Annotated in this window: 18 protein-coding genes and 7 tRNA genes; 10 read left to right on the top strand and 15 right to left on the bottom strand. The window is 54.6% G+C overall.

The window, feature by feature from the left end; genetic code table 11:
• Positions 1 to 163 precede the first annotated feature (163 nt).
• A complete protein-coding gene (locus tag LZ634_RS07285) occupies positions 164 to 1,447 on the top strand; it encodes a putative acyl-CoA thioester hydrolase (protein ID WP_234503491.1) in 1,284 nt (427 codons plus the stop codon).
• A gap of 117 nt (positions 1,448 to 1,564) precedes the next feature.
• Here the strand turns inward: LZ634_RS07285 and pgl are convergent, their stop codons facing one another.
• The gene (pgl, locus tag LZ634_RS07290) at positions 1,565 to 2,560 is read right to left on the bottom strand and encodes a 6-phosphogluconolactonase (protein WP_234503494.1); all 996 of its coding nucleotides are present in this window, start codon (positions 2,558 to 2,560) and stop codon (positions 1,565 to 1,567) included.
• A 130-nt stretch (positions 2,561 to 2,690) separates the two neighbouring features.
• Here pgl and LZ634_RS07295 point away from each other — a divergent pair, with 130 nt between their 5' ends.
• Positions 2,691 to 3,509 carry a pyridoxal phosphatase gene (locus LZ634_RS07295; protein WP_234503497.1) on the top strand — a complete coding sequence of 273 codons (819 nt, stop codon included), beginning with the start codon at positions 2,691 to 2,693 and terminating at the stop codon, positions 3,507 to 3,509.
• On the opposite strand, the gene modC is transcribed toward LZ634_RS07295, so the two are convergent.
• The 4 genes from modC to LZ634_RS07315 form a co-directional block, all read right to left on the bottom strand.
• A complete protein-coding gene (gene modC / locus LZ634_RS07300; protein WP_234503500.1) occupies positions 3,510 to 4,568 on the bottom strand; it encodes a molybdenum ABC transporter ATP-binding protein ModC in 1,059 nt (352 codons plus the stop codon).
• Positions 4,569 to 4,571: 3 nt separating this feature from the next.
• Positions 4,572 to 5,261, bottom strand: a complete 690-nt coding sequence (gene modB, locus LZ634_RS07305; protein WP_234503502.1) for a molybdate ABC transporter permease subunit — start codon at positions 5,259 to 5,261, stop codon at positions 4,572 to 4,574.
• Positions 5,261 to 6,034 (bottom strand): molybdate ABC transporter substrate-binding protein, encoded by a 774-nt coding sequence (modA, locus tag LZ634_RS07310; protein WP_234503504.1) that lies wholly within the window; start codon positions 6,032 to 6,034, stop codon positions 5,261 to 5,263. The genes modB and modA overlap by 1 nt, the downstream gene beginning before the upstream one ends.
• A gap of 176 nt (positions 6,035 to 6,210) precedes the next feature.
• Positions 6,211 to 6,360: an AcrZ family multidrug efflux pump-associated protein gene (locus LZ634_RS07315; protein WP_234503506.1), complete on the bottom strand. Its 150-nt coding sequence runs from the start codon at positions 6,358 to 6,360 to the stop codon at positions 6,211 to 6,213.
• Between the two features lie 130 nt (positions 6,361 to 6,490).
• Between LZ634_RS07315 and modE the strand changes: the two genes are divergently transcribed.
• The 7 genes from modE to gpmA all read left to right on the top strand — a co-directional run bounded on the left by modE (position 6,491) and on the right by gpmA (position 14,405).
• On the top strand, positions 6,491 to 7,279 hold the full coding sequence (gene modE, locus LZ634_RS07320; RefSeq protein WP_234503508.1) for a molybdenum-dependent transcriptional regulator: 789 nt from the start codon (positions 6,491 to 6,493) through the stop codon (positions 7,277 to 7,279).
• Between the two features lie 67 nt (positions 7,280 to 7,346).
• A complete protein-coding gene (gene modF / locus LZ634_RS07325) occupies positions 7,347 to 8,816 on the top strand; it encodes a molybdate ABC transporter ATP-binding protein ModF (protein WP_234503510.1) in 1,470 nt (489 codons plus the stop codon).
• 279 nt (positions 8,817 to 9,095) lie between these two features.
• Positions 9,096 to 10,112, top strand: coding sequence for a UDP-glucose 4-epimerase GalE (galE, locus tag LZ634_RS07330; RefSeq protein WP_234503512.1), 1,017 nt, complete (start codon positions 9,096 to 9,098; stop codon positions 10,110 to 10,112).
• Between the two features lie 10 nt (positions 10,113 to 10,122).
• Positions 10,123 to 11,169, top strand: a complete 1,047-nt coding sequence (galT, locus tag LZ634_RS07335) for a galactose-1-phosphate uridylyltransferase (protein WP_234503513.1) — start codon at positions 10,123 to 10,125, stop codon at positions 11,167 to 11,169.
• A 2-nt stretch (positions 11,170 to 11,171) separates the two neighbouring features.
• Complete coding sequence (gene galK / locus LZ634_RS07340; RefSeq protein ID WP_234503515.1) at positions 11,172 to 12,320, top strand: galactokinase; 1,149 nt, start codon at positions 11,172 to 11,174, stop codon at positions 12,318 to 12,320.
• Positions 12,314 to 13,354, top strand: a complete 1,041-nt coding sequence (gene galM, locus LZ634_RS07345; RefSeq protein WP_234503517.1) for a galactose-1-epimerase — start codon at positions 12,314 to 12,316, stop codon at positions 13,352 to 13,354. The genes galK and galM overlap by 7 nt, the downstream gene beginning before the upstream one ends.
• 298 nt (positions 13,355 to 13,652) lie before the next feature.
• Entirely contained in the window at positions 13,653 to 14,405 is a 753-nt protein-coding gene (gene gpmA / locus LZ634_RS07350; RefSeq protein WP_234503519.1) for a 2,3-diphosphoglycerate-dependent phosphoglycerate mutase, read from the top strand.
• 99 nt (positions 14,406 to 14,504) lie between these two features.
• Here gpmA and aroG read toward each other — a convergent pair whose 3' ends face one another.
• The gene (gene aroG / locus LZ634_RS07355) at positions 14,505 to 15,557 is read right to left on the bottom strand and encodes a 3-deoxy-7-phosphoheptulonate synthase AroG (protein ID WP_234503520.1); all 1,053 of its coding nucleotides are present in this window, start codon (positions 15,555 to 15,557) and stop codon (positions 14,505 to 14,507) included.
• Between the two features lie 333 nt (positions 15,558 to 15,890).
• Between aroG and zitB the strand changes: the two genes are divergently transcribed.
• Positions 15,891 to 16,835, top strand: coding sequence for a CDF family zinc transporter ZitB (zitB, locus tag LZ634_RS07360; protein ID WP_234503522.1), 945 nt, complete (start codon positions 15,891 to 15,893; stop codon positions 16,833 to 16,835).
• Here zitB and pnuC read toward each other — a convergent pair.
• From pnuC to LZ634_RS07405, 9 genes are all read right to left on the bottom strand, one after another.
• The gene (gene pnuC, locus LZ634_RS07365; RefSeq protein WP_234503524.1) at positions 16,832 to 17,551 is read right to left on the bottom strand and encodes a nicotinamide riboside transporter PnuC; all 720 of its coding nucleotides are present in this window, start codon (positions 17,549 to 17,551) and stop codon (positions 16,832 to 16,834) included. The two genes, zitB and pnuC, sit on opposite strands and share 4 nt — an antisense overlap.
• 23 nt (positions 17,552 to 17,574) lie before the next feature.
• Positions 17,575 to 18,618 carry a quinolinate synthase NadA gene (gene nadA, locus LZ634_RS07370; protein WP_234503701.1) on the bottom strand — a complete coding sequence of 348 codons (1,044 nt, stop codon included), beginning with the start codon at positions 18,616 to 18,618 and terminating at the stop codon, positions 17,575 to 17,577.
• A 258-nt stretch (positions 18,619 to 18,876) separates the two neighbouring features.
• Positions 18,877 to 18,952 (bottom strand) — tRNA-Lys (locus LZ634_RS07375).
• A 32-nt stretch (positions 18,953 to 18,984) separates the two neighbouring features.
• A tRNA-Lys gene (locus LZ634_RS07380) sits at positions 18,985 to 19,060 on the bottom strand.
• Between the two features lie 43 nt (positions 19,061 to 19,103).
• A tRNA-Lys gene (locus tag LZ634_RS07385) sits at positions 19,104 to 19,179 on the bottom strand.
• A 3-nt stretch (positions 19,180 to 19,182) separates the two neighbouring features.
• Positions 19,183 to 19,258 (bottom strand) — tRNA-Val (locus LZ634_RS07390).
• 52 nt (positions 19,259 to 19,310) lie between these two features.
• Positions 19,311 to 19,386 (bottom strand) — tRNA-Lys (locus LZ634_RS07395).
• A 2-nt stretch (positions 19,387 to 19,388) separates the two neighbouring features.
• Positions 19,389 to 19,464 (bottom strand) — tRNA-Val (locus tag LZ634_RS07400).
• 25 nt (positions 19,465 to 19,489) lie between these two features.
• Positions 19,490 to 19,565 (bottom strand) — tRNA-Lys (locus tag LZ634_RS07405).
• Between the last annotated feature and the right edge of the window lie 113 nt (positions 19,566 to 19,678).

Consider the following 19,678-nt stretch of genomic DNA (forward strand, 5'->3'; position numbering starts at 1 on the left):
TTACCGCTATTGTTTGCTCGAAATTTCCCCCTTTTCTTCCCCATACCTGAGCTGTCAAAAAAACAGGTGATTTTTTTGCCAGTTTATCTTCCCGTTTCGTTCAACTTAGTATAAAAAGGCTTTTTTTACAGGATTCACATTCACTTAACTAGCCTGGAGCAACATGAACACTTTATCGGTTTCTCGTCTGGCGCTGGCATTGGCTTTTGGCGTGACACTGACGGCTTGCAGCTCAACGCCTGCGGATCAGCGTCCGTCTGACCAGGCCGCACCTGGAACGTCTTCCCGTCCGGTACTGTCAGCAGATGAAGCGCAGAACTTTACCGCCGCGCATTATTTCTCATCGCTCGATCCTAAGGCCGCCGCCTGGACACCGTCATCTATCGCTATTCCGGCGAAAGCGGACTTCGTGGTTGGGCCTGCCGGTACCCAGGGCGTAACGCATACGACGGTTCAGGCCGCGGTTGATGCTGCCATTACCCGCCACAGCAGCGCACGTCAGTACATTGCGGTTATGCCGGGCGAATATCAGGGCACCGTATATATTCCTGCGGCACCGGGCAGCGTAACGATTTACGGTACCGGCGATAAAGCGGTCGACGTGAAAATCGGTCTGGCGGTGGATTCCGAAATGAGCCCAGCGGACTGGCGTCGTCTGGTGAACCCAGGCGGTAAATACATGCCAGGCAAACCGGCGTGGTACATGTTTGATAACTGCCAGAGCAAGCGTAGCGCGACTATCGGCGTAATGTGTTCTGCGGTGGTGTGGTCACAAAATAGCGGTCTGCAATTGCAGAACCTGACTATCGAAAACAATCTGGGCGACAGCGTTGATGCTGGAACGCACCAGGCGGTAGCACTGCGTACCGATGGCGACAAAACCCAGCTGAATAACGTCAACATTCTGGGTCGTCAGAATACCTTCTTCGTCACCAACAGTGGCGTTGATAACCGTCTGCAGAACAACCGTCAGACCCGCACGCTGGTGAGCAACAGCTACCTCGAAGGCGATGTAGATATCGTCTCCGGTCGCGGCGCGGTGGTCTTTGACAACACCGACTTCCGCGTGGTGAATTCTCGCACCCAGCAGGAAGGCTACGTGTTTGCCCCGGCGACCCAGTCCAACATTTTCTACGGTTTCCTGGCGACCAACAGCCGCTTCACCGCAGCCGGTGAAGGCGTGGCGCAGCTGGGTCGTTCTCTGGACGTAGACAGCAACACCAACGGCCAGGTCGTTATTCGCGATAGCGTGATTAACGAAGGCTTCAACGTGGCGAAACCGTGGGCGGATGCCGCAGTATCAAAACGTCCGTTCAGCGGCAATATCGGCGCGCAGGACGAGAAAGGCCAGATGAAACGCGATCTGAACGACCGCAACTTCAACCGCATGTGGGAATATAACAACCGCGGTGTTGGCAGTCACATCGTGGCTGAACCGAAGAAGTAATCTTGCTGTAAAGATAAAAGGCCCATGAAATCATGGGCCTTTTTTATTGGCGATACGCAAAACGGGGAGCCGTAAATCAAGCCAATAGGCTTTGTCAGCTCCGCATCAATCAGCAAATCAATGGGCGTTAACCACCACCCACATCGGCCCCTGCCCTACCGCATAGCGACCTTTTTCCTGCAGCAGTCCCTGCTCACCGGCAATTTCATACACCGCGATATGGTGAGATTTCTGACCGGAGGCCACCAGATATTTACCGCTGTGATCGATGTTAAAGCCACGCGGCTGAGTTTCGGTCGGCTGGAAACCTTCCAGCGACAGCACGCTGCCGTCTTCCGAAACGCTGAATACCGTGATCAAGCTGGAAGTTCGGTCGCAGGCATACAGATGACGGCCATCCGGCGTAATGTGAATATCTGCCGCCCAGCGAGTGTCGGAGAAATCAGCTGGCATCATATCCAGCGTCTGCACGCATTCAATTTCACCGTGCGGATTTTTAAGCTCCCAGACATTTACGGTGCCGTTGAGCTCATTGACGCAGTAGGCGTACTGTTCGTTCGGATGGAACACCAGATGGCGCGGGCCCGCCCCTTCTACGGTGGTCACTTCCGCCGGACACTGCTCGGCCAGGAAGCCATCATCGCTGAGGGTGAACAGGCAAATGCGATCCTGCTTCAGCGCCGGAACCCACAGCGTACGGTTATCCGGGGTGATATTCGCCGAGTGACAACCTTCAAGCCCTTCAACGACGTTGACGGTATCGCGCGGCAGGCCATCTTCCAGACGAATAACGGCGACGTTGGCCTGATTGTAGGAAGCGCTGAATACGAAGTTGCCTTTACGGTCGGTGGAGATATGGGTTGGGCTGCCCGGCAGCGGCGCTTCGGCAGCGAAGGTCAGCGCACCGTCATCCGGAGCGATACGGTAGGCCAGCACGCGGAATTCCGGGCGGACGCCAACATACAGGAAGCGTTTATCAGGACTGACGACCATCGGCTGCACCTGGCCTGGCACATCCACCACCTGTACCAGCGTCAGGCTGCCGTCTTGGTTCAGCGTCCAGACGTGGATCTGCTGGCTTTCCGGGCTGGCGGTATAAACGGTCTGTTTCATGAATACTCCTTTTACGAAAACGTAGAATTTGCGGCGGCTTTTCGGCGCCTGCTTCACACCATTTTGCCGCACAGGTATCTGGGTGTACCATCCTGCACAGCGAATTTTCTCTTAAACTCGAGACCTGACTATGACTGCACGTGTAATTGCCCTGGATCTGGACGGAACGCTCCTGACGCCAAAGAAAACTCTGCTCCCCTCTTCTCTGGAAGCGCTGAATCGAGCCCGGGCCGCGGGGTACCAATTAATGATTGTGACCGGTCGTCACCACGTTGCCATTCATCCTTTTTATCAGGCACTGGCGTTAGATACACCTGCAATTTGTTGTAATGGCACCTATTTGTATGATTATCAAGCAAAAAAAATACTGGAGGCCGATCCAATGCCGGTAGAAAAAGCCCAGCAGTTAATCAGTTTGCTTGATGAGCATCAGATTCACGGACTGATGTACGTCGACGATACCATGATGTACCAGCACCCCACCGGGCACGTCACTCGCACCAGCAACTGGGCGCTGACTCTGCCGGAAAACCAACGCCCATCCTTTACCCAGGTCGACTCCCTGGCTCAGGCCGCGCGTGACGTTAAAAACGTGTGGAAATTTGCCCTCACCGATGAAAATGGCCAGAGACTGCAGGATTTCGCCAAACACGTTGAGCAGACGCTGCAGCTGGAGTGCGAATGGTCCTGGCACGATCAGGTAGATATCGCCCGCCAGGGTAACAGCAAGGGTAAGCGCCTGACGCAGTTTGTCACCGCTCAGGGCTGGTCAATGCAGGATGTGATTGCCTTTGGCGACAACTTTAACGATATCAGTATGCTGGAAGCTGCCGGAACCGGCGTGGCGATGGGCAATGCCGATGACGCGGTAAAAGCCCGCGCTAATGTCGTCATCGGCGATAACACCACCGATGCCATCGCCGACTATATCAACCAGCACCTGTTGTAATCAGGCGGTGATCGAGACGCTCTTTATCTGCGCATAGAGCCATTGACCTGGTTTCACCGCCAGGTCATCTCTTGCCCATGGGCTGATTCGCGCCCACAGCGTACGTCCGCTGACGTCGAGCTGCACTTCAACCTGGCCGTTATCGTCATAACACTGCAGGACTTTGGCGTGCAGGACGTTGCGAATACTGGTGTGCTGCGAGGGCTGGAGCACCAGCGACACGTCGGTCGCCTGAATACGCACCCGCACCGCGCTTTGCAGCGGTTTATCGAGTTTATTCACCCAGATATGCTGATCGCCCAGCGCCAGCGCGGTCATCGCATAGTGCGGGTGATGTTCCAGCACCGTCACGCGCAGAATGCTGCTTTGCTGATCCTGCGGCAGCCACGGATGCATCACGCTGCTCCCCCAGACCTCTTCCAGATTGCCAAAGGCTTTGACCTGCCCGCCTTCTAACACCAGCACTTTATCCGCCAGATGCAGAATTTCATCCAGAGAATGGCTGACGTAAAGCATCGGGATATTAATTTCGCGCGCCAGACGCTGTAGATACGGCAGCAGTTCACGTTTACGCGGAATATCCAGCGAAGCCAGCGGCTCATCAAGCAGCAGCAGTTCTGGTGCGGTCAACAGTGCGCGTCCAATCGCGACGCGCTGTTTTTCGCCGCCGGAAAGGCTGCCGGGCAGGCGATCCAAAAGTGATTCAATACCCAGCAGCGCCACCAGCTTATCAAACTGATCGGCCATGCTTTTTGCCATGCCGTAGCGCAGATTCCCGCGTACTTTATAGTGAGGAAAGAGTCGAGCATCCTGGAATACATAGCCGATACGCCGCTTCTCCGGCGCCAGACTCACGCCCTGCTCCGCATCGTTCAGCACTCGGCCATTAAGGACAATACGCCCCTGCTGCGGCTGTGTCAGGCCGCTAATCGCGTTGATGAGCGAGGTTTTACCCGCACCCGAGACGCCAAACACGGCGGTAATCCCGGAGGCTGGCAGGGATTCATTAATTTGCAGACAGTGCGTGCCCAGCGTCTGGCTAAAGTTCAGCTCCAGCATCGGTTACGCTCCTATCCGCTGGCGGCTAAGACGCGCCAGCCATTCAGAAATCATCAGGGAAATCAGCGCCAGGACGATAGAAATCAGACACAGACGCGCCGCCGCGCTTTCACCGCCAGGAGTCTGAATCAAGGTGTACATGGCAGATGGGATCGTGCGGGTCTCGCCGGGAATATTAGAGACAAACGTAATGGTCGCGCCGAATTCGCCCAGTGAACGGGCAAATGCCAGCACCGTACCGACGATAATACCGGGCAGCATCAGCGGGAGCGTAATGGTGCAAAACACCCGCCAGCGCCCCGCGCCGAGCGTACGTGCGGCCTGTTCGAGCTTAACGTCAACGCCTTCCAGCGCCAGGCGAATGGCCCTGACCATCAGCGGGAAAGACATCACCGCCGCAGCCATCACCGCGCCACGCCAGCTAAACGCAAAGGTCAGGCCAAACCAGTCATACAACCAGCTGCCAATAAAACCGCGACGCCCCATTGCGACCAGCAACAAATAACCGACCACCACCGGCGGTAACACCAGCGGCAGATGGATAAGGCCGTCGAGCAGCGCCTTACCGGGGAAGTTGCGGCGCACCAGCAGCCAGGCAAAGAAGATCCCAAACGGCAGGCTAAATACCACGGCCAGGGATGACACTTTCAGGCTCAGCAGAACCGCTTGCCATTCGGGATCGGACAATATCATTAGCGAGTCGTGAATCCGTAACGTTTAAAGATTTCAGACGCCTGCGGCCCTTTCAGGTAGTCATAAAACGCCGAGACGGTTGCATTTTTATGGCCATCGGTGATGGCAATCGGGTATTCCACTTTCTTGTGCGAGTCTTCCGGGAAAGTCCCAACAACTTTAACACCTTTGCTGGCAACGGCATCAGAACCGTAAACGATGCCCAGCGGAGCTTCGTTACGTTCAACCAGGGCCAGGGCCCCGCGCACATCTTCCGCTGGCGCCAGTTTTGGTGACAACGTTTCCCAGGCACCGAGTTTCTGCAGCGCTTCTTTCGCATAGATGCCCGCAGGAACGTGTTCCGGGTCGCCAACCGCCAGACGGCCGCCTTTCAGCAGGCTGGTCCAGTTGGTTTTCGCATCAATGGTGATATCGCCCTGTGCGCTGGCTTTTGGCGCGACCACTACCAGACTGTTGCCCAACAGCGTTTCGCGGGTTGCGGTATCGATAGCTTTTTTATCAACCGCGTAGTCCATCCATTTTTGATCTGCGGAGATAAACAGATCGGCCGGTGCGCCTGCTTCAATCTGGCGAGCCAGGGTAGAAGAAGAAGCAAAAGAGGAGACAACCTCAACGTTCTTCTCTTTTTTGTACTCTTTGGCAATATCCTGCATCGCGTTAGTCAGCGACGCGGCGGCAAATACGGTAATTTTGGCTTCATCCGCCAGCGCGTGACCTGCGACGGAAAGCGTTAATGTCGCCCCTGCAAATAAACGTAACCATGAACCTGTCATTTAAAACTCCTGTGAGTACCGTTGTATACAAAAAAATACAGCGCTGAGTATAGGGGTTTTCTGGCATTAATGCATTACAGATACATGAATGATTGTGGGTATTACAGGGAGTTATCGGCAGAAGTGTGAAATGCTTAATAGCAAAACGCCCGACAGAAGCGGGCGTTTTGGGGAAATCAGTGGTTTTGCTGGCCGCGATCTTTGTGACCGACGCCGGAGAAGATGTTAAACACTTCACCCAGACCGTAAATCAACCCCAGGATGATAGCCATCACTACGGGTACCATGATTACGGCAAATACCAGACTTTTCAACAGCTCTAACATGGTTTACTCCAGACATTGTGATGCGGCTATTGTAACCGGATAGCGCAGAAATACACTCCCTTTTGTGCTGTGCGCTTTGCGTCTGCCTCCATTTGGGTCAAAATACCCTTTTTCTTACCAGGATACTCTTATGCAGGCTGAAATCCTTCTTACCCTCAAGCTTCAGCAGCGTCTGTTTGCCGATCCGCGCCGCATTTCACTCCTCAAACAAATAGCACAGACTGGCTCTATCAGCCAGGGAGCGAAAAATGCCGGCATCAGCTATAAGAGCGCCTGGGACGCCATTAATGAAATGAATCAGCTCAGCGAGCAGTCGCTAGTTGACCGCGCCACCGGCGGCAAAGGCGGCGGCGGCGCGGTGTTGACTCGCTACGGCCAGCGCCTGATTCAGCTCTACGATCTGCTGGCACAAATCCAGCAAAAAGCCTTTGACGTACTGAGCGATGACGATGCACTGCCGCTGGATAGCCTGCTGGCCGCTATCTCACGCTTCTCGCTGCAAACCAGCGCCCGCAACCAGTGGTTTGGTACGGTCACCCAGCGTGACCACCAGCAGGTGCAGCAGCACGTCGATATTCTGCTGGCCGACGGCACCACTCGCCTGAAAGTCGCGATTACCGCCCAGAGCGGCGAGCGCCTTGGTCTGGATGAAGGCAAAGAAGTGCTGGTGCTGTTAAAAGCGCCGTGGGTTAACGTCACTCGCGATCCGTCCGTTGCCGCCGAAGCCGACAACCAGCTCGCCTGTCGCATCAGTCATATCCTGCGCGGCGATGAACAGTGCGAAGTGCTGATGGCGCTGCCGGATGGGCAGACCCTATGCGCCACCCTGCCGCTCACTGATGCCGAAACGCTGGAGGAAGGTGCTAACGTCATCGCATTCTTTAACGCCGACAGAATCATTGTCGCCACCTTGTGCTGATGGCATTGACATTACGCGCCTGAAGACGTATCCCTGATGCATACCGCTGCAAAAAATGGGATACATCATGTCATCATTGCAAATTTCGCAAGGCACGTTTCGTCTTAGCGACACAAAAACATTAAAAATTGGGCAATTGACCCTGCGTGCCGGGGAGAGCTGGGCGTTTGTCGGCAGCAACGGCAGCGGCAAGTCCGCCCTCGCCCGCGCACTGGCGGGCGAATTGACGCTGCTTTCTGGCAGCCGGGAATGCCAATTCACGCGCATCACTCGTCTCTCTTTCGAACAGCTACAAAAACTGGTGAGTGACGAGTGGCAGCGCAACAATACGGATATGTTAAGCCCTGGCGAGGAAGATACCGGCCGTACCACCGCGCAAATTATCCAGGATGAAGTCAAAGATCCGGTGCTGTGCGCGACGCTTGCTGAGCAGTTTGGCATAGGTCATCTGCTCGAACGCCGCTTCAAATACCTCTCCACCGGCGAAACGCGCAAAACCTTACTGTGCCAGGCGCTAATGGCGCAGCCCGACCTGTTGATTCTCGATGAACCTTTTGACGGCCTCGACGTCGCCTCACGCCGCCAGCTGGCGGATCATCTGGCGACCCTCCATGAAGCGGGCTATACCCTGGTTTTGGTACTCAACCGCTTTGACGACATTCCTGACTTTGTGCCTTTTGCCGGCGTGCTGGCCGACTGTACCCTGACGGAAACCGGCGAAACCCAAGCGCTGCTGGCGCAAACGCTGATAGCCCAGCTGGCGCACAGCGAGAAACTCGACGGCATGACGCTGCCCGAGCCTGATTCGCCGTCGGCACGCCTCTCCCTGCCCGACGACCAACCGCGTATTGTGCTTAATGATGGCGTGGTGTCCTATAACGATCGGCCGATAATTAACCACCTCAGCTGGACGGTCGCGCCCAATGAGCACTGGCAAATCGTCGGCCCGAACGGTGCGGGAAAATCGACGCTGTTAAGCCTCGTGACCGGCGACCATCCGCAGGGCTACAGCAACGATCTGACGCTGTTTGGCCGCCGTCGCGGCAGCGGGGAAACCATCTGGGATATCAAAAAACACATTGGCTACGTCAGCAGCAGCCTGCATCTGGATTACCGGGTGAGCACCAATGTGCGCAACGTTATCCTTTCCGGCTACTTCGACTCCATCGGGATTTATCAGGCGGTTTCCGATAAACAGCGCAAATTGGTCGATGAGTGGTTACATATTCTCGGCATGGATGCGCGTACCGCCGACGCCCCGTTCCACGGTCTGTCGTGGGGGCAGCAGCGTTTGGCGCTGATTGTCCGTGCGCTGGTGAAACACCCGACGCTGCTGATTCTTGACGAGCCGTTACAGGGGTTGGATCCGTTGAACCGCCAGGTAGTACGCCGTTTCATTGATGTGCTGATTAGCGAAGGCAAAACACAGCTGCTGTTTGTTTCACACCATGCCGAAGATGCGCCGGAGTGCATTACTCACCGTCTGGAATTTGTTACCGACGGCGACGGATATCGCTATGAGGTGGGGCCTCTTTAACTGCTCTTCCCCGGGGCGCTCCGTTCGCCCCGTTATTTGCTCGTCACGCCCGTCCCCCCTCTGAAAGGGTGTGCATCATCGTTCCTTCACCGCTCCCACTCCATTTTCGGATTAAGTACACAATACAGCGATAGCGCCTTTGATTTACAATGTAAATTCTGTGGCGGGTAACACTTGCCGCGCCAGTGTAAGCGATTCCACTAATTTAGCCCATGTCACACTTTTGGCTTCTCTGTTATGCTATGTTTATTCCATGCCATAAGCTTAACGGAGCTAAAAATGAAAGTATTGGTTACAGGTGGTAGCGGTTACATAGGAAGCCACACATGTGTACAGCTGCTGCAACAGGGCCACGACGTCGTCATCCTCGACAACCTGTGCAACAGCAAGCACAGCGTCCTGCCGGTTATTGCGCGTTTGAGCGGTAAGCAGGCAACCTTTATCGAAGGCGATATCCGTAACGAAGCGCTACTCACCGAGATCCTGCGTGAAAATGCCATTGAAGCGGTGATCCACTTTGCTGGCCTAAAAGCCGTCGGTGAGTCGGTACAAAAACCGCTGGAGTACTATGACAACAACGTCAACGGTACCCTGCGTCTGATTGCCGCCATGCGCGCAGCCAACGTCAAAAACTTCATTTTCAGCTCTTCTGCAACGGTCTATGGCGACCAGCCGAAAATCCCTTACGTCGAAAGCTTCCCTACCGGTACACCGCAAAGCCCATACGGCAAAAGCAAACTGATGGTGGAGCAAATCCTGACTGACCTGCAAAAAGCACAGCCTGACTGGAGCATCGCGCTGCTGCGCTACTTCAACCCGGTTGGCGCACATCAGTCCGGCGATATGGGCGAAGATCCACAGGGCATCCCAAATAACCTGATGCCTTATATCGCACAGGTGGCGGTGGGCCGCCGTGAATCGCTGGCGATTTTTGGTAACGACTACCCAACCCCAGATGGCACCGGCGTACGCGACTATATCCACGTGATGGATCTGGCTGATGGCCACGTTGCGGCGATGGAGAAACTGGCGAATAAAGCGGGTGTTCATATTTACAACCTCGGCGCAGGCGTCGGCAGCAGCGTGCTTGATGTGGTCAATGCGTTCAGCAAAGCCTGTGGCAAACCGGTTAACTACCACTTCGCGCCGCGTCGCGATGGCGATCTCCCGGCCTACTGGGCCGATGCCACCAAAGCCGATAAAGAGCTGAACTGGCACGTAACCCGTAATCTTGATGAGATGGCGCAGGACACCTGGAACTGGCAGTCCCGTCACCCTCAGGGCTATCCAGACTAAGGATTTTGTGATGACACAATTTAACCCCGTCGACCATCCACATCGCCGCTTTAATCCGTTAACCGGCCAGTGGATCCTCGTTTCACCGCATCGTGCAAAGCGCCCATGGCAAGGGGCGCAAGAGACACCAGCAAAACAAACGCTGCCCAAGCACGATCCGGATTGTTTTTTATGCCCGGGTAATACCCGGGTGACGGGCGATAAAAATCCCGACTACACCAGCACTTACGTCTTTACCAACGATTTCGCCGCGCTGATGACCGACACACCGGATGCACCGGAAAGCGACGATCCGCTGATGCGCTGCCAGAGCGCACGCGGCACCAGCCGGGTTATCTGCTTCTCGCCGGATCACAGCAAAACGCTGCCGGAGTTGAGCCTTAGCGCATTGCAATCGGTGGTTCAAACCTGGCAACAGCAGACCGCTGAACTGGGCCAAAAATACCCGTGGGTACAGGTCTTTGAAAACAAAGGCGCGGCGATGGGTTGCTCTAACCCGCACCCGCACGGCCAGGTTTGGGCCAACAGCTTCCTGCCCAATGAAATTGAGCGTGAAGACCGCCTGATGCGCGAGTACTACGCCGAACACCGTACACCAATGCTGATGGACTACGTCACCCGCGAGCTTGCCGATGGCAGCCGTACCGTGGTGGAAACCGAGCATTGGTTAGCCGTGGTGCCTTACTGGGCGGCCTGGCCGTTTGAAACGCTGCTGCTGCCGAAGACTCACGTGCTGCGCATCACCGACTTAACCGACGCTCAGCGCGACGATTTGGCGCTGGCATTGAAGAAATTAACCAGCCGTTACGACAACCTGTTCCAGTGCTCATTCCCTTATTCCATGGGCTGGCACGGCGCACCGTTCAACGGTGAAGAGAACGCACACTGGCAGCTGCATGCGCACTTCTACCCGCCGCTGCTGCGCTCCGCCACCGTGCGTAAATTTATGGTCGGGTACGAAATGCTGGCAGAGACCCAGCGTGACCTGACGGCAGAACAAGCGGCTGAGCGCCTGCGCGCGGTCAGCGACGTCCATTTTCGCGAATCCGGAGAATAACAATGAGTCTGAAAGATAAAACACAAACCCTGTTTGCTGAAAAATTTGGCTACCCTGCCACCCACGTGATTCAGGCTCCGGGCCGCGTCAACCTGATCGGCGAGCACACCGACTACAACGATGGTTTTGTCCTGCCGTGCGCTATCGATTATCAGACCGTGATCAGCTGTTCTCCGCGTAGCGACCGCCAGGTTCGCGTCATTGCCGCTGACTACGACAACCAGATTGATGAATTTTCGCTCGATGCCCCTATCGTCGCTCATGACACCCAGCAGTGGTCCAATTACGTGCGCGGTGTGGTGAAACATCTGCAAAAACGCAACAACGCGTTTGGCGGTGCAGACCTGGTGATCAGCGGTAACGTGCCGCAGGGCGCGGGATTAAGCTCCTCGGCTTCACTGGAAGTGGCTGTCGGCACCGTCTTCCAGCAGCTATATCAGCTGCCACTTAACGGGGCGCAGATTGCCCTGAACGGCCAGGAAGCAGAGAACCAGTTTGTCGGCTGTAACTGCGGCATCATGGATCAGCTGATTTCAGCATTGGGTAAAAAAGACCACGCGCTGCTGATCGACTGCCGTTCTTTAGATACCAAAGCCGTTTCCATGCCGGAAGGCGTGGCGGTGGTGATTATCAACAGTAACTTTAAGCGTACCCTGGTGGGCAGCGAATACAACACCCGCCGCGAACAGTGTGAAACCGGTGCGCGTTTCTTCCAGCAACCTGCGCTGCGTGATGTGACCATCGAGCAGTTTAACGCGGTGGCGAATGAGCTGGATCCTATCGTTGCTAAACGTGTGCGCCACGTGCTCACGGAAAACGCCCGTACCGTGGAAGCGGCTTCTGCCCTTGCGAAAGGTGATTTACTGCGTATGGGCCAGCTGATGGCAGAATCGCACGCGTCAATGCGTGATGACTTCGAAATTACCGTCCCGCAAATTGACACCCTGGTGGAGATTGTAAAAGCGACCATCGGCGATAAAGGCGGCGTGCGTATGACCGGCGGCGGTTTCGGTGGCTGTATTGTCGCGCTGATCCCTGAAGCACTGGTTCCAGCGGTGCAGCAGGCGGTGGCCGAGCAGTACGAAGCCAAAACCGGTATTAAAGAGACGTTCTACGTGTGCAAAGCATCACAAGGAGCCGGCCAGTGCTAAACCCATCTTCCGCGCTGGCCGCCGACGGCCAGCCGTATCAGCTGATCACGTTACGCAACGCCCATAACGTTGTCGTGACCCTAATGGATTGGGGTGCCACGCTGCTGTCCGCGCGCATTCCGCTGCAGGACGGCAGCGTGCGTGAAGCGCTGCTGGGCTGCGCATCGCCTGAACAATACACCGAACAGGCGGCGTTTCTTGGCGCCTCGATTGGTCGTTATGCTAACCGTATCGCCAACAGCCGTTTTACGCTGGACGGTAAAACGGTCAACGTCGCGCCAAGCCAGGGTGAGCACCAGCTGCACGGCGGCCCGAATGGGTTTGATAAACGCCGCTGGGCGATTGCCTCACAGAATCCTACCGAGGTCGTGTTTACCCTCACCTCAGAGGATGGCGATCAGGGCTTCCCTGGCACGTTGCAGGCCACGGCGACCTATCGTTTGACCGACGATAACCGTATTTCAATTGAGTACCGTGCGACAGTTGATAAAGCGTGCCCAGTGAACCTGACCAACCACGTCTACTTCAACCTCGACGGGGCGCAGACCGACGTGCGTCACCATACGTTGCAGCTGCTGGCAGATGCTTACTTGCCGGTTGACTCCAGCGGCATTCCGCATGAAGGCTTGAAAGACGTCGCCAACACCAGCTTCGATTTCCGTGAACCTAAAACCGTGGCCCAGGATTTCTTAAGCGACGCCGATCAGCAGAAGGTGAAAGGTTACGATCATGCATTTCTGCTCCAGGCCCAGGGCGATGCAACCCAGGTGGTTGCCAACGTGTGGTCGCAGGATAAGAAACTGCAGATGGCGGTTTATACTTCGGCCCCGGCTATCCAGTTCTACTCAGGCAACTATCTCGACGGCACCTTATCCCGGACAAACCAGCCGTATGCGGCCTGGCAGGGCCTGGCGCTGGAGAGTGAGTTCCTGCCGGATAGCCCTAATCATCCGGAATGGCCGCAGCCAGACTGCGTGCTGCGCCCGGGCGAAGAGTACGTGAGCCTGACTGAATATCAATTTATCGTGCGGTAAAATACAAAAACTCCCGGCTGAGCAACGCGACGCCGGGAGCCTTTATTCCTCCCTACTCCAGGACCAATCTCTGTACTTTGCCTGAACGTTAGCGCCATTCCCTTCTCTCCCTCGCCGATCTTTTCGCCATATCGCTGAAATTAACGCCACGCAAAGACAAAATAATAACGCTGAGTTCACATGCGCCTTACACTGGGGCACTATTTTCGCTATGGTTATGCATAAGCGTTGCTGCTGAGACGATCACAGCAATATAATGAGAATTGTTATCATTCAATAAAGCTTGAGGAGTGAGAGTATGGCTGTAACTAAGCTGGTACTGGTTCGTCACGGTGAAAGTCAGTGGAACAACGAAAACCGTTTCACCGGTTGGTACGACGTTGATCTGTCTGAGAAAGGCGTTAGCGAAGCAAAAGCGGCAGGCAAACTGCTGAAGGCTGAAGGCTTCAGCTTCGATTTTGCTTATACCTCTGTGCTGAAACGTGCCATCCACACTTTGTGGAACGTGCTGGATGAACTGGATCAGGCCTGGCTGCCGGTTGAGAAATCCTGGAAACTGAACGAACGTCACTACGGCGCGCTGCAGGGTCTGAACAAAGCAGAAACCGCTGAGAAATACGGTGACGAGCAGGTTAAACAATGGCGTCGCGGCTTCGCGGTGACTCCGCCAGAGCTGACCAAAGATGACGAGCGCTTCCCAGGCCACGACCCGCGCTATGCGAAACTGACCGATAAAGAGCTGCCAACAACCGAGAGCCTGGCGCTGACCATCGACCGCGTAGTGCCTTACTGGAATGAAACCATTCTGCCACGCCTGAAAAGCGGTGAGCGCGTGATCATCGCGGCTCACGGTAACTCCCTGCGTGCGCTGGTGAAATACCTGGACAACATGGGCGAAGACGAAATCCTCGAACTGAACATCCCGACCGGCGTACCGCTGGTTTATGAGTTCGACGAGAACTTCAAACCTATCAAACACTACTATCTGGGCAACGCTGATGAAATCGCAGCGAAAGCGGCAGCGGTAGCTAATCAGGGTAAAGCGAAGTAATTTTACCCCCGGTTAGAATAGAAAAAGCGTGGAAGATTCCACGCTTTTTTTTATTGCTGACTACCCGGCGGCGCGACGCCTGTCCGGATAGCCATGGCATTAGCCGCGACGCGCTTTTACCGCATTCGCCAGCTGACGCAAAATCGTATCAGTATCATCCCAGTTAATGCAGGCATCGGTGATGCTTTTGCCATAAACCAACGGCTCGCCGCTGTCCGGGTTCTGGTTGCCTTCGACCAGGTGACTTTCAATCATCACACCCATAATTGCTTTTTCGCCGCTTGCCACCTGCTGGCATACGTCAGCGCCGACTTCCATCTGCTTTTTGAACTGCTTGCTGGAGTTGGCGTGGCTGAAATCAATCATGATTTGCGCAGGCAGGCCGGCTTTCGACAGCCCTTCTTTCACTGCTGCCACATGGGATGCGCTGTAGTTCGGCTCTTTACCGCCACGCAGAATGATATGGCAATCGCCGTTACCGCTAGTGTTCACAATGGCGGAATGACCCCATTTGGTCACCGACAGGAAACAGTGAGGCGCGCCCGCGGCGTTGATAGCATCAATGGCGACTTTAATCGTGCCATCGGTACCGTTTTTGAAGCCAACCGGGCAAGAAAGGCCGGAAGCCAGTTCGCGGTGAACCTGTGATTCGGTGGTACGCGCACCAATGGCGCCCCAGCTCATCAGGTCGGCCAGATACTGCGGGGTGATCATATCGAGGAACTCACCCGCAGCCGGTAGGCCGGTATCATTGATGTCCAGCAGCAGCTTGCGGGCAATACGCAGGCCATCGTTAATCTGGAAGCTGTTATCCATGTGCGGATCGTTGATAAGCCCTTTCCAGCCAACGGTAGTGCGCGGTTTTTCAAAATAGACGCGCATGACGATTTCCAGCTCACCCTTCAACTCTTCACGGATTTTCAGCAGGCGCTGCGCATATTCTTTCGCCGCAACCGGATCGTGGATGGAGCACGGGCCGATAACAACCAGCAGGCGATCGTCATCCCCTCTCAGGATCTGGTGGATCGCTTTGCGTGCATGAGAAACGGTGTTTGCGGCGTTTTCAGTCGCGGGAAATTTTTCAAGGAGTGCTACAGGAGGTAATAACTCATTGATCTCTTTAATACGTAAATCGTCGTTCTGATAATTCATGACTGTCCCAGTGTTGCCATACTTATACAATTGAGTGCAATCCCTTCAATCTATATCGTCAGCAAAAAAGTGTAAACTGGCTTTTACACTTTAGCCGGTTTATTACTAAAAAAACCCTACTATTTAGAATTTAATAGTAATTAAAGGCGCTTTAACCTCCCACATCCAGTTCATATAACCAAGAACAATATAAAAAACAATATATATCAGCTTAACAAACCGAAGCGGGCGCTATTTTCCCCCTGTGAACTCCTGCATCTATTTCTGTGCGCAAAAAGCAAAGATCTGCAATGATGTCAGATAGTCACAATCAATTAACGAAGGACGACGCTCATGCCGCACCAGCATGATTCACATTCCCATGCCGCCCCTGATGATGGTAACGGCCGCCGCTTGCTGCTGGCTTTCGGTGTTACGGCTGGCTTTATGGTTATTGAGGCTATCGGTGGCGTGGTCTCCGGCTCGCTAGCGCTGCTGGCGGATGCCGGGCATATGCTGACGGATTCTGCCGCCCTGCTGTTTGCGCTCCTGGCGGTGCACTTTGCCCGACGCCCTCCGAGCACACGACACACTTTTGGTTGGCTGCGTCTGACGACTCTTGCGGCTTTCGTTAACGCCATTGCCCTGCTGTTTATTATTGTTTTAATTGTCTGGGAAGCGGTGAAGCGTTTCTATACTCCGCAGCCGGTGGCTGGCACCACCATGATGGTGATTGCCGTTGCCGGACTGCTGGCGAATATTCTGGCCTTCTGGATATTGCATCGCGGTAGTGAAGAGAAAAATCTCAACGTGCGCGCGGCAGCGCTGCACGTGATGGGCGATCTATTAGGATCCGTGGGCGCGATTATTGCGGCGATAGTGATAATGACCACCGGCTGGACGCCGATTGACCCGATCCTGTCGGTGCTGGTTTCCTGCCTGGTGTTGCGCAGCGCTTGGTCGTTGCTAAAAGAGAGTCTCAATGAGCTGCTGGAAGGGGCACCGCAGACAATTGACGTCGCGGCGTTAAAACGCAATATGCGCCGATCCTTGCCGGAAGTGCGCGATGTCCATCATGTTCATGTCTGGCTAGTCGGTGAGAAGCCGCTGATGACGCTACACGTACAGGTAGTGCCCCCACACGATCACGATGCCCTCCTGGACAGGATTCATCATTTTCTTGAAGAGCAGTATCAGATTGACCACGCAACCGTACAGATGGAATATCAACCCTGTAACGGCCCGGAATGCCACCTTAACGAGGTGCATTCCGGACACGGGCATCACCATCACCATTAATGGGATAGCGCGCGAGAACCGCGTTCACGCGCGCTATTCATCCACATCCGGCTGCCGTTCAGGGCAATAAAGGTCAGGATCAAATATTCCAGCGCCATGGCATACACACCCTGAAGGGCGAAAATAGCCACACTAATCACGTTAATCACCACCCACAGCAGCCAGTTCTCAACATATTTTCGCGTCATCAAGACCATTGCCGCTATCGACAGCACCATCATGCAGGAATCCCAGAACGGGAAAGCATCCGGCTGGAGCACTGGCATGGTCACATTCATCCCCATTGTTTGCATTACGCTGACTGCAATATGAGTCAGCACGGCAAAGACCGGGTCGATGTACAAGGTCATCAGGCCAATGGCAATCACGCAGGCAGCGAGCCAGGCGATGGCTTTCGGCAGAGGCAGCCAGCGAATTTGCAGCTCCGCTTGATGATGACTGGTTTGCCGCGACCACGCGTACCAGCCATAAATGTTGGCAGCAAAAAAGAAGAGCTGTAGCAGCAGGCTAGCGTAGAGCTGAATCTGGAAAAAGATAATCGCAAACAGCGTGACGTTAATCAGCCCAAACAGGTAGTTAACGATCTTCTCCAGACTCGCCAGCCAGATACACAGCAGGCCCGCGATGGTGCCTATTGCTTCAATCCACGACAGATCATAACCGCCCGCGCCTATCGGGATGTGCACCAGAATGTTTTGCGTACTTAAAAAATCCATTTTAACTCCAGCGTGTTAGACAATTACCCTCGAAGTGTAGCCGCAAAATCCAGCATGCGGTTAAGCGGAATTAACGCCCCTTCCCGCAGCGCGGCATCCACGTGAATTTCATGCGCAGCACCACCGTTTTCCAGGCTTTCGGCAATCGCCTTCAGGCCATTCATCGCCATCCACGGACAGTGTGCGCAGGTTCGACAGGTTGCCCCTTCTCCGGCCGTCGGTGCTTCAAAGAGCTCTTTCTCGGGTACGGCCTGCTGCATCTTGTAGAAGATACCGCGATCGGTGGCCACAATCAGTTGCTGATGCGGCAGCATTTTAGCCGCGTTAATCAACTGGCTGGTCGATCCCACAGCATCGGCCATATCAACAATCGCCTGCGGGGATTCTGGATGAACCAGTACCGCAGCCTGCGGGTAGAGCGACTTCATCCGGCTTAATGCCTGCGTTTTGAATTCGTCATGAACGATACAGGCTCCCTGCCAGCATAAGACGTCAGCACCGGTTTGTTTTTGCACATAGCGACCCAGATGACGATCCGGTGCCCAGATAATTTTCTCACCCAGGCTATCAAGATGTTCGATCAGCTCAACGGCGATGCTCGAGGTCACCACCCAATCCGCCCGCGCTTTCACCGCCGCTGAGGTATTGGCGTACACCACGACGGTACGATCGGGGTGCGCGTCGCAAAAATCATTGAACGCATCAATAGGACAGCCAAGGTCCAGCGAACATTCCGCGTTCAGCGTGGGCATCAGAATGGTTTTTTCCGGGCTAAGGATCTTAGCGGTCTCGCCCATAAAGCGCACCCCCGCCACAAGCAGCGTTGAAGCTTCATGCTTTGCGCCAAAGCGCGCCATCTCTAGCGAGTCGGAAATACAGCCACCGGTTTCTTCTGCCAGTTGCTGGATCTCCGGGTCGGTATAGTAGTGCGCGACCATGACGGCGTTACGCTCTTTGAGTAACCGCTTGATTTTTTCACGGTAAAATTGCTTCTCATCGCGACTTAACGGCGTTGGCTTCGGCGGAAACGGGTAAATCGCTGCTTCTGGATCAAACATCACGCTCATCATGCTTCTCGTTTTACTGGCTTAACGAAATAAGCGGCTATCAGGCAAAGTATCGCCTATACCGCGGCAATATGTTTTATATGCTAAACAAGATAGCGGATTGTAGAAAAAAAGTCGTGATGAATTTTGGGCATTTAAGATGCGTTGATATAAACAGCCAAACAGGATGAGAAATGCGTTGGGGCTCGGCCCCGCATGGGAAAAGAAATCTCTAAATCACAGATAGCAAAAAGGCGCCTTTAGGGCGCCTTTTTACACTGGTGGGGCGTGCAGGATTCGAACCTGCGACCAATTGATTAAAAGTCAACTGCTCTACCAACTGAGCTAACGCCCCCTTATGGGGTTTACTACATAATCTTTTCAGGATGGTGGGGCGTGCAGGATTCGAACCTGCGACCAATTGATTAAAAGTCAACTGCTCTACCAACTGAGCTAACGCCCCATTCGGGTGTTGCCTGAAAGATTTTACTCGGGACCATCAATGATGGTGGGTCGTGCAGGATTCGAACCTGCGACCAATTGATTAAAAGTCAACTGCTCTACCAACTGAGCTAACGACCCGAGTGGTGGGTGATGACGGGATCGAACCGCCGACCCCCTCCTTGTAAGGGAGGTGCTCTCCCAGCTGAGCTAATCACCCGAAACTGCGCTGGATACTGCCGGTACTGCTTTCACCGTGCCCACCGTTAAGATGGTGGGGCGTGCAGGATTCGAACCTGCGACCAATTGATTAAAAGTCAACTGCTCTACCAACTGAGCTAACGCCCCGGTGGTGGGTGATGACGGGATCGAACCGCCGACCCCCTCCTTGTAAGGGAGGTGCTCTCCCAGCTGAGCTAATCACCCGTACTACGCTGGATACTGCTTTAAGTGGTGGGGCGTGCAGGATTCGAACCTGCGACCAATTGATTAAAAGTCAACTGCTCTACCAACTGAGCTAACGCCCCACTTTTTTTGTCACTTTCGGGCTGTTTGATATCCCTTGGCAACGGCGGCATATATTACTGAATTCAGAATTCTGCGCAACAAAAATTTCGACAAAGATCACTTAACTGCTTAT

The sequence above is a fragment of the Kluyvera intermedia genome, from assembly GCF_021440345.1.
Classification (GTDB): Bacteria; Pseudomonadota; Gammaproteobacteria; order Enterobacterales; family Enterobacteriaceae; genus Kluyvera; species Kluyvera intermedia_A.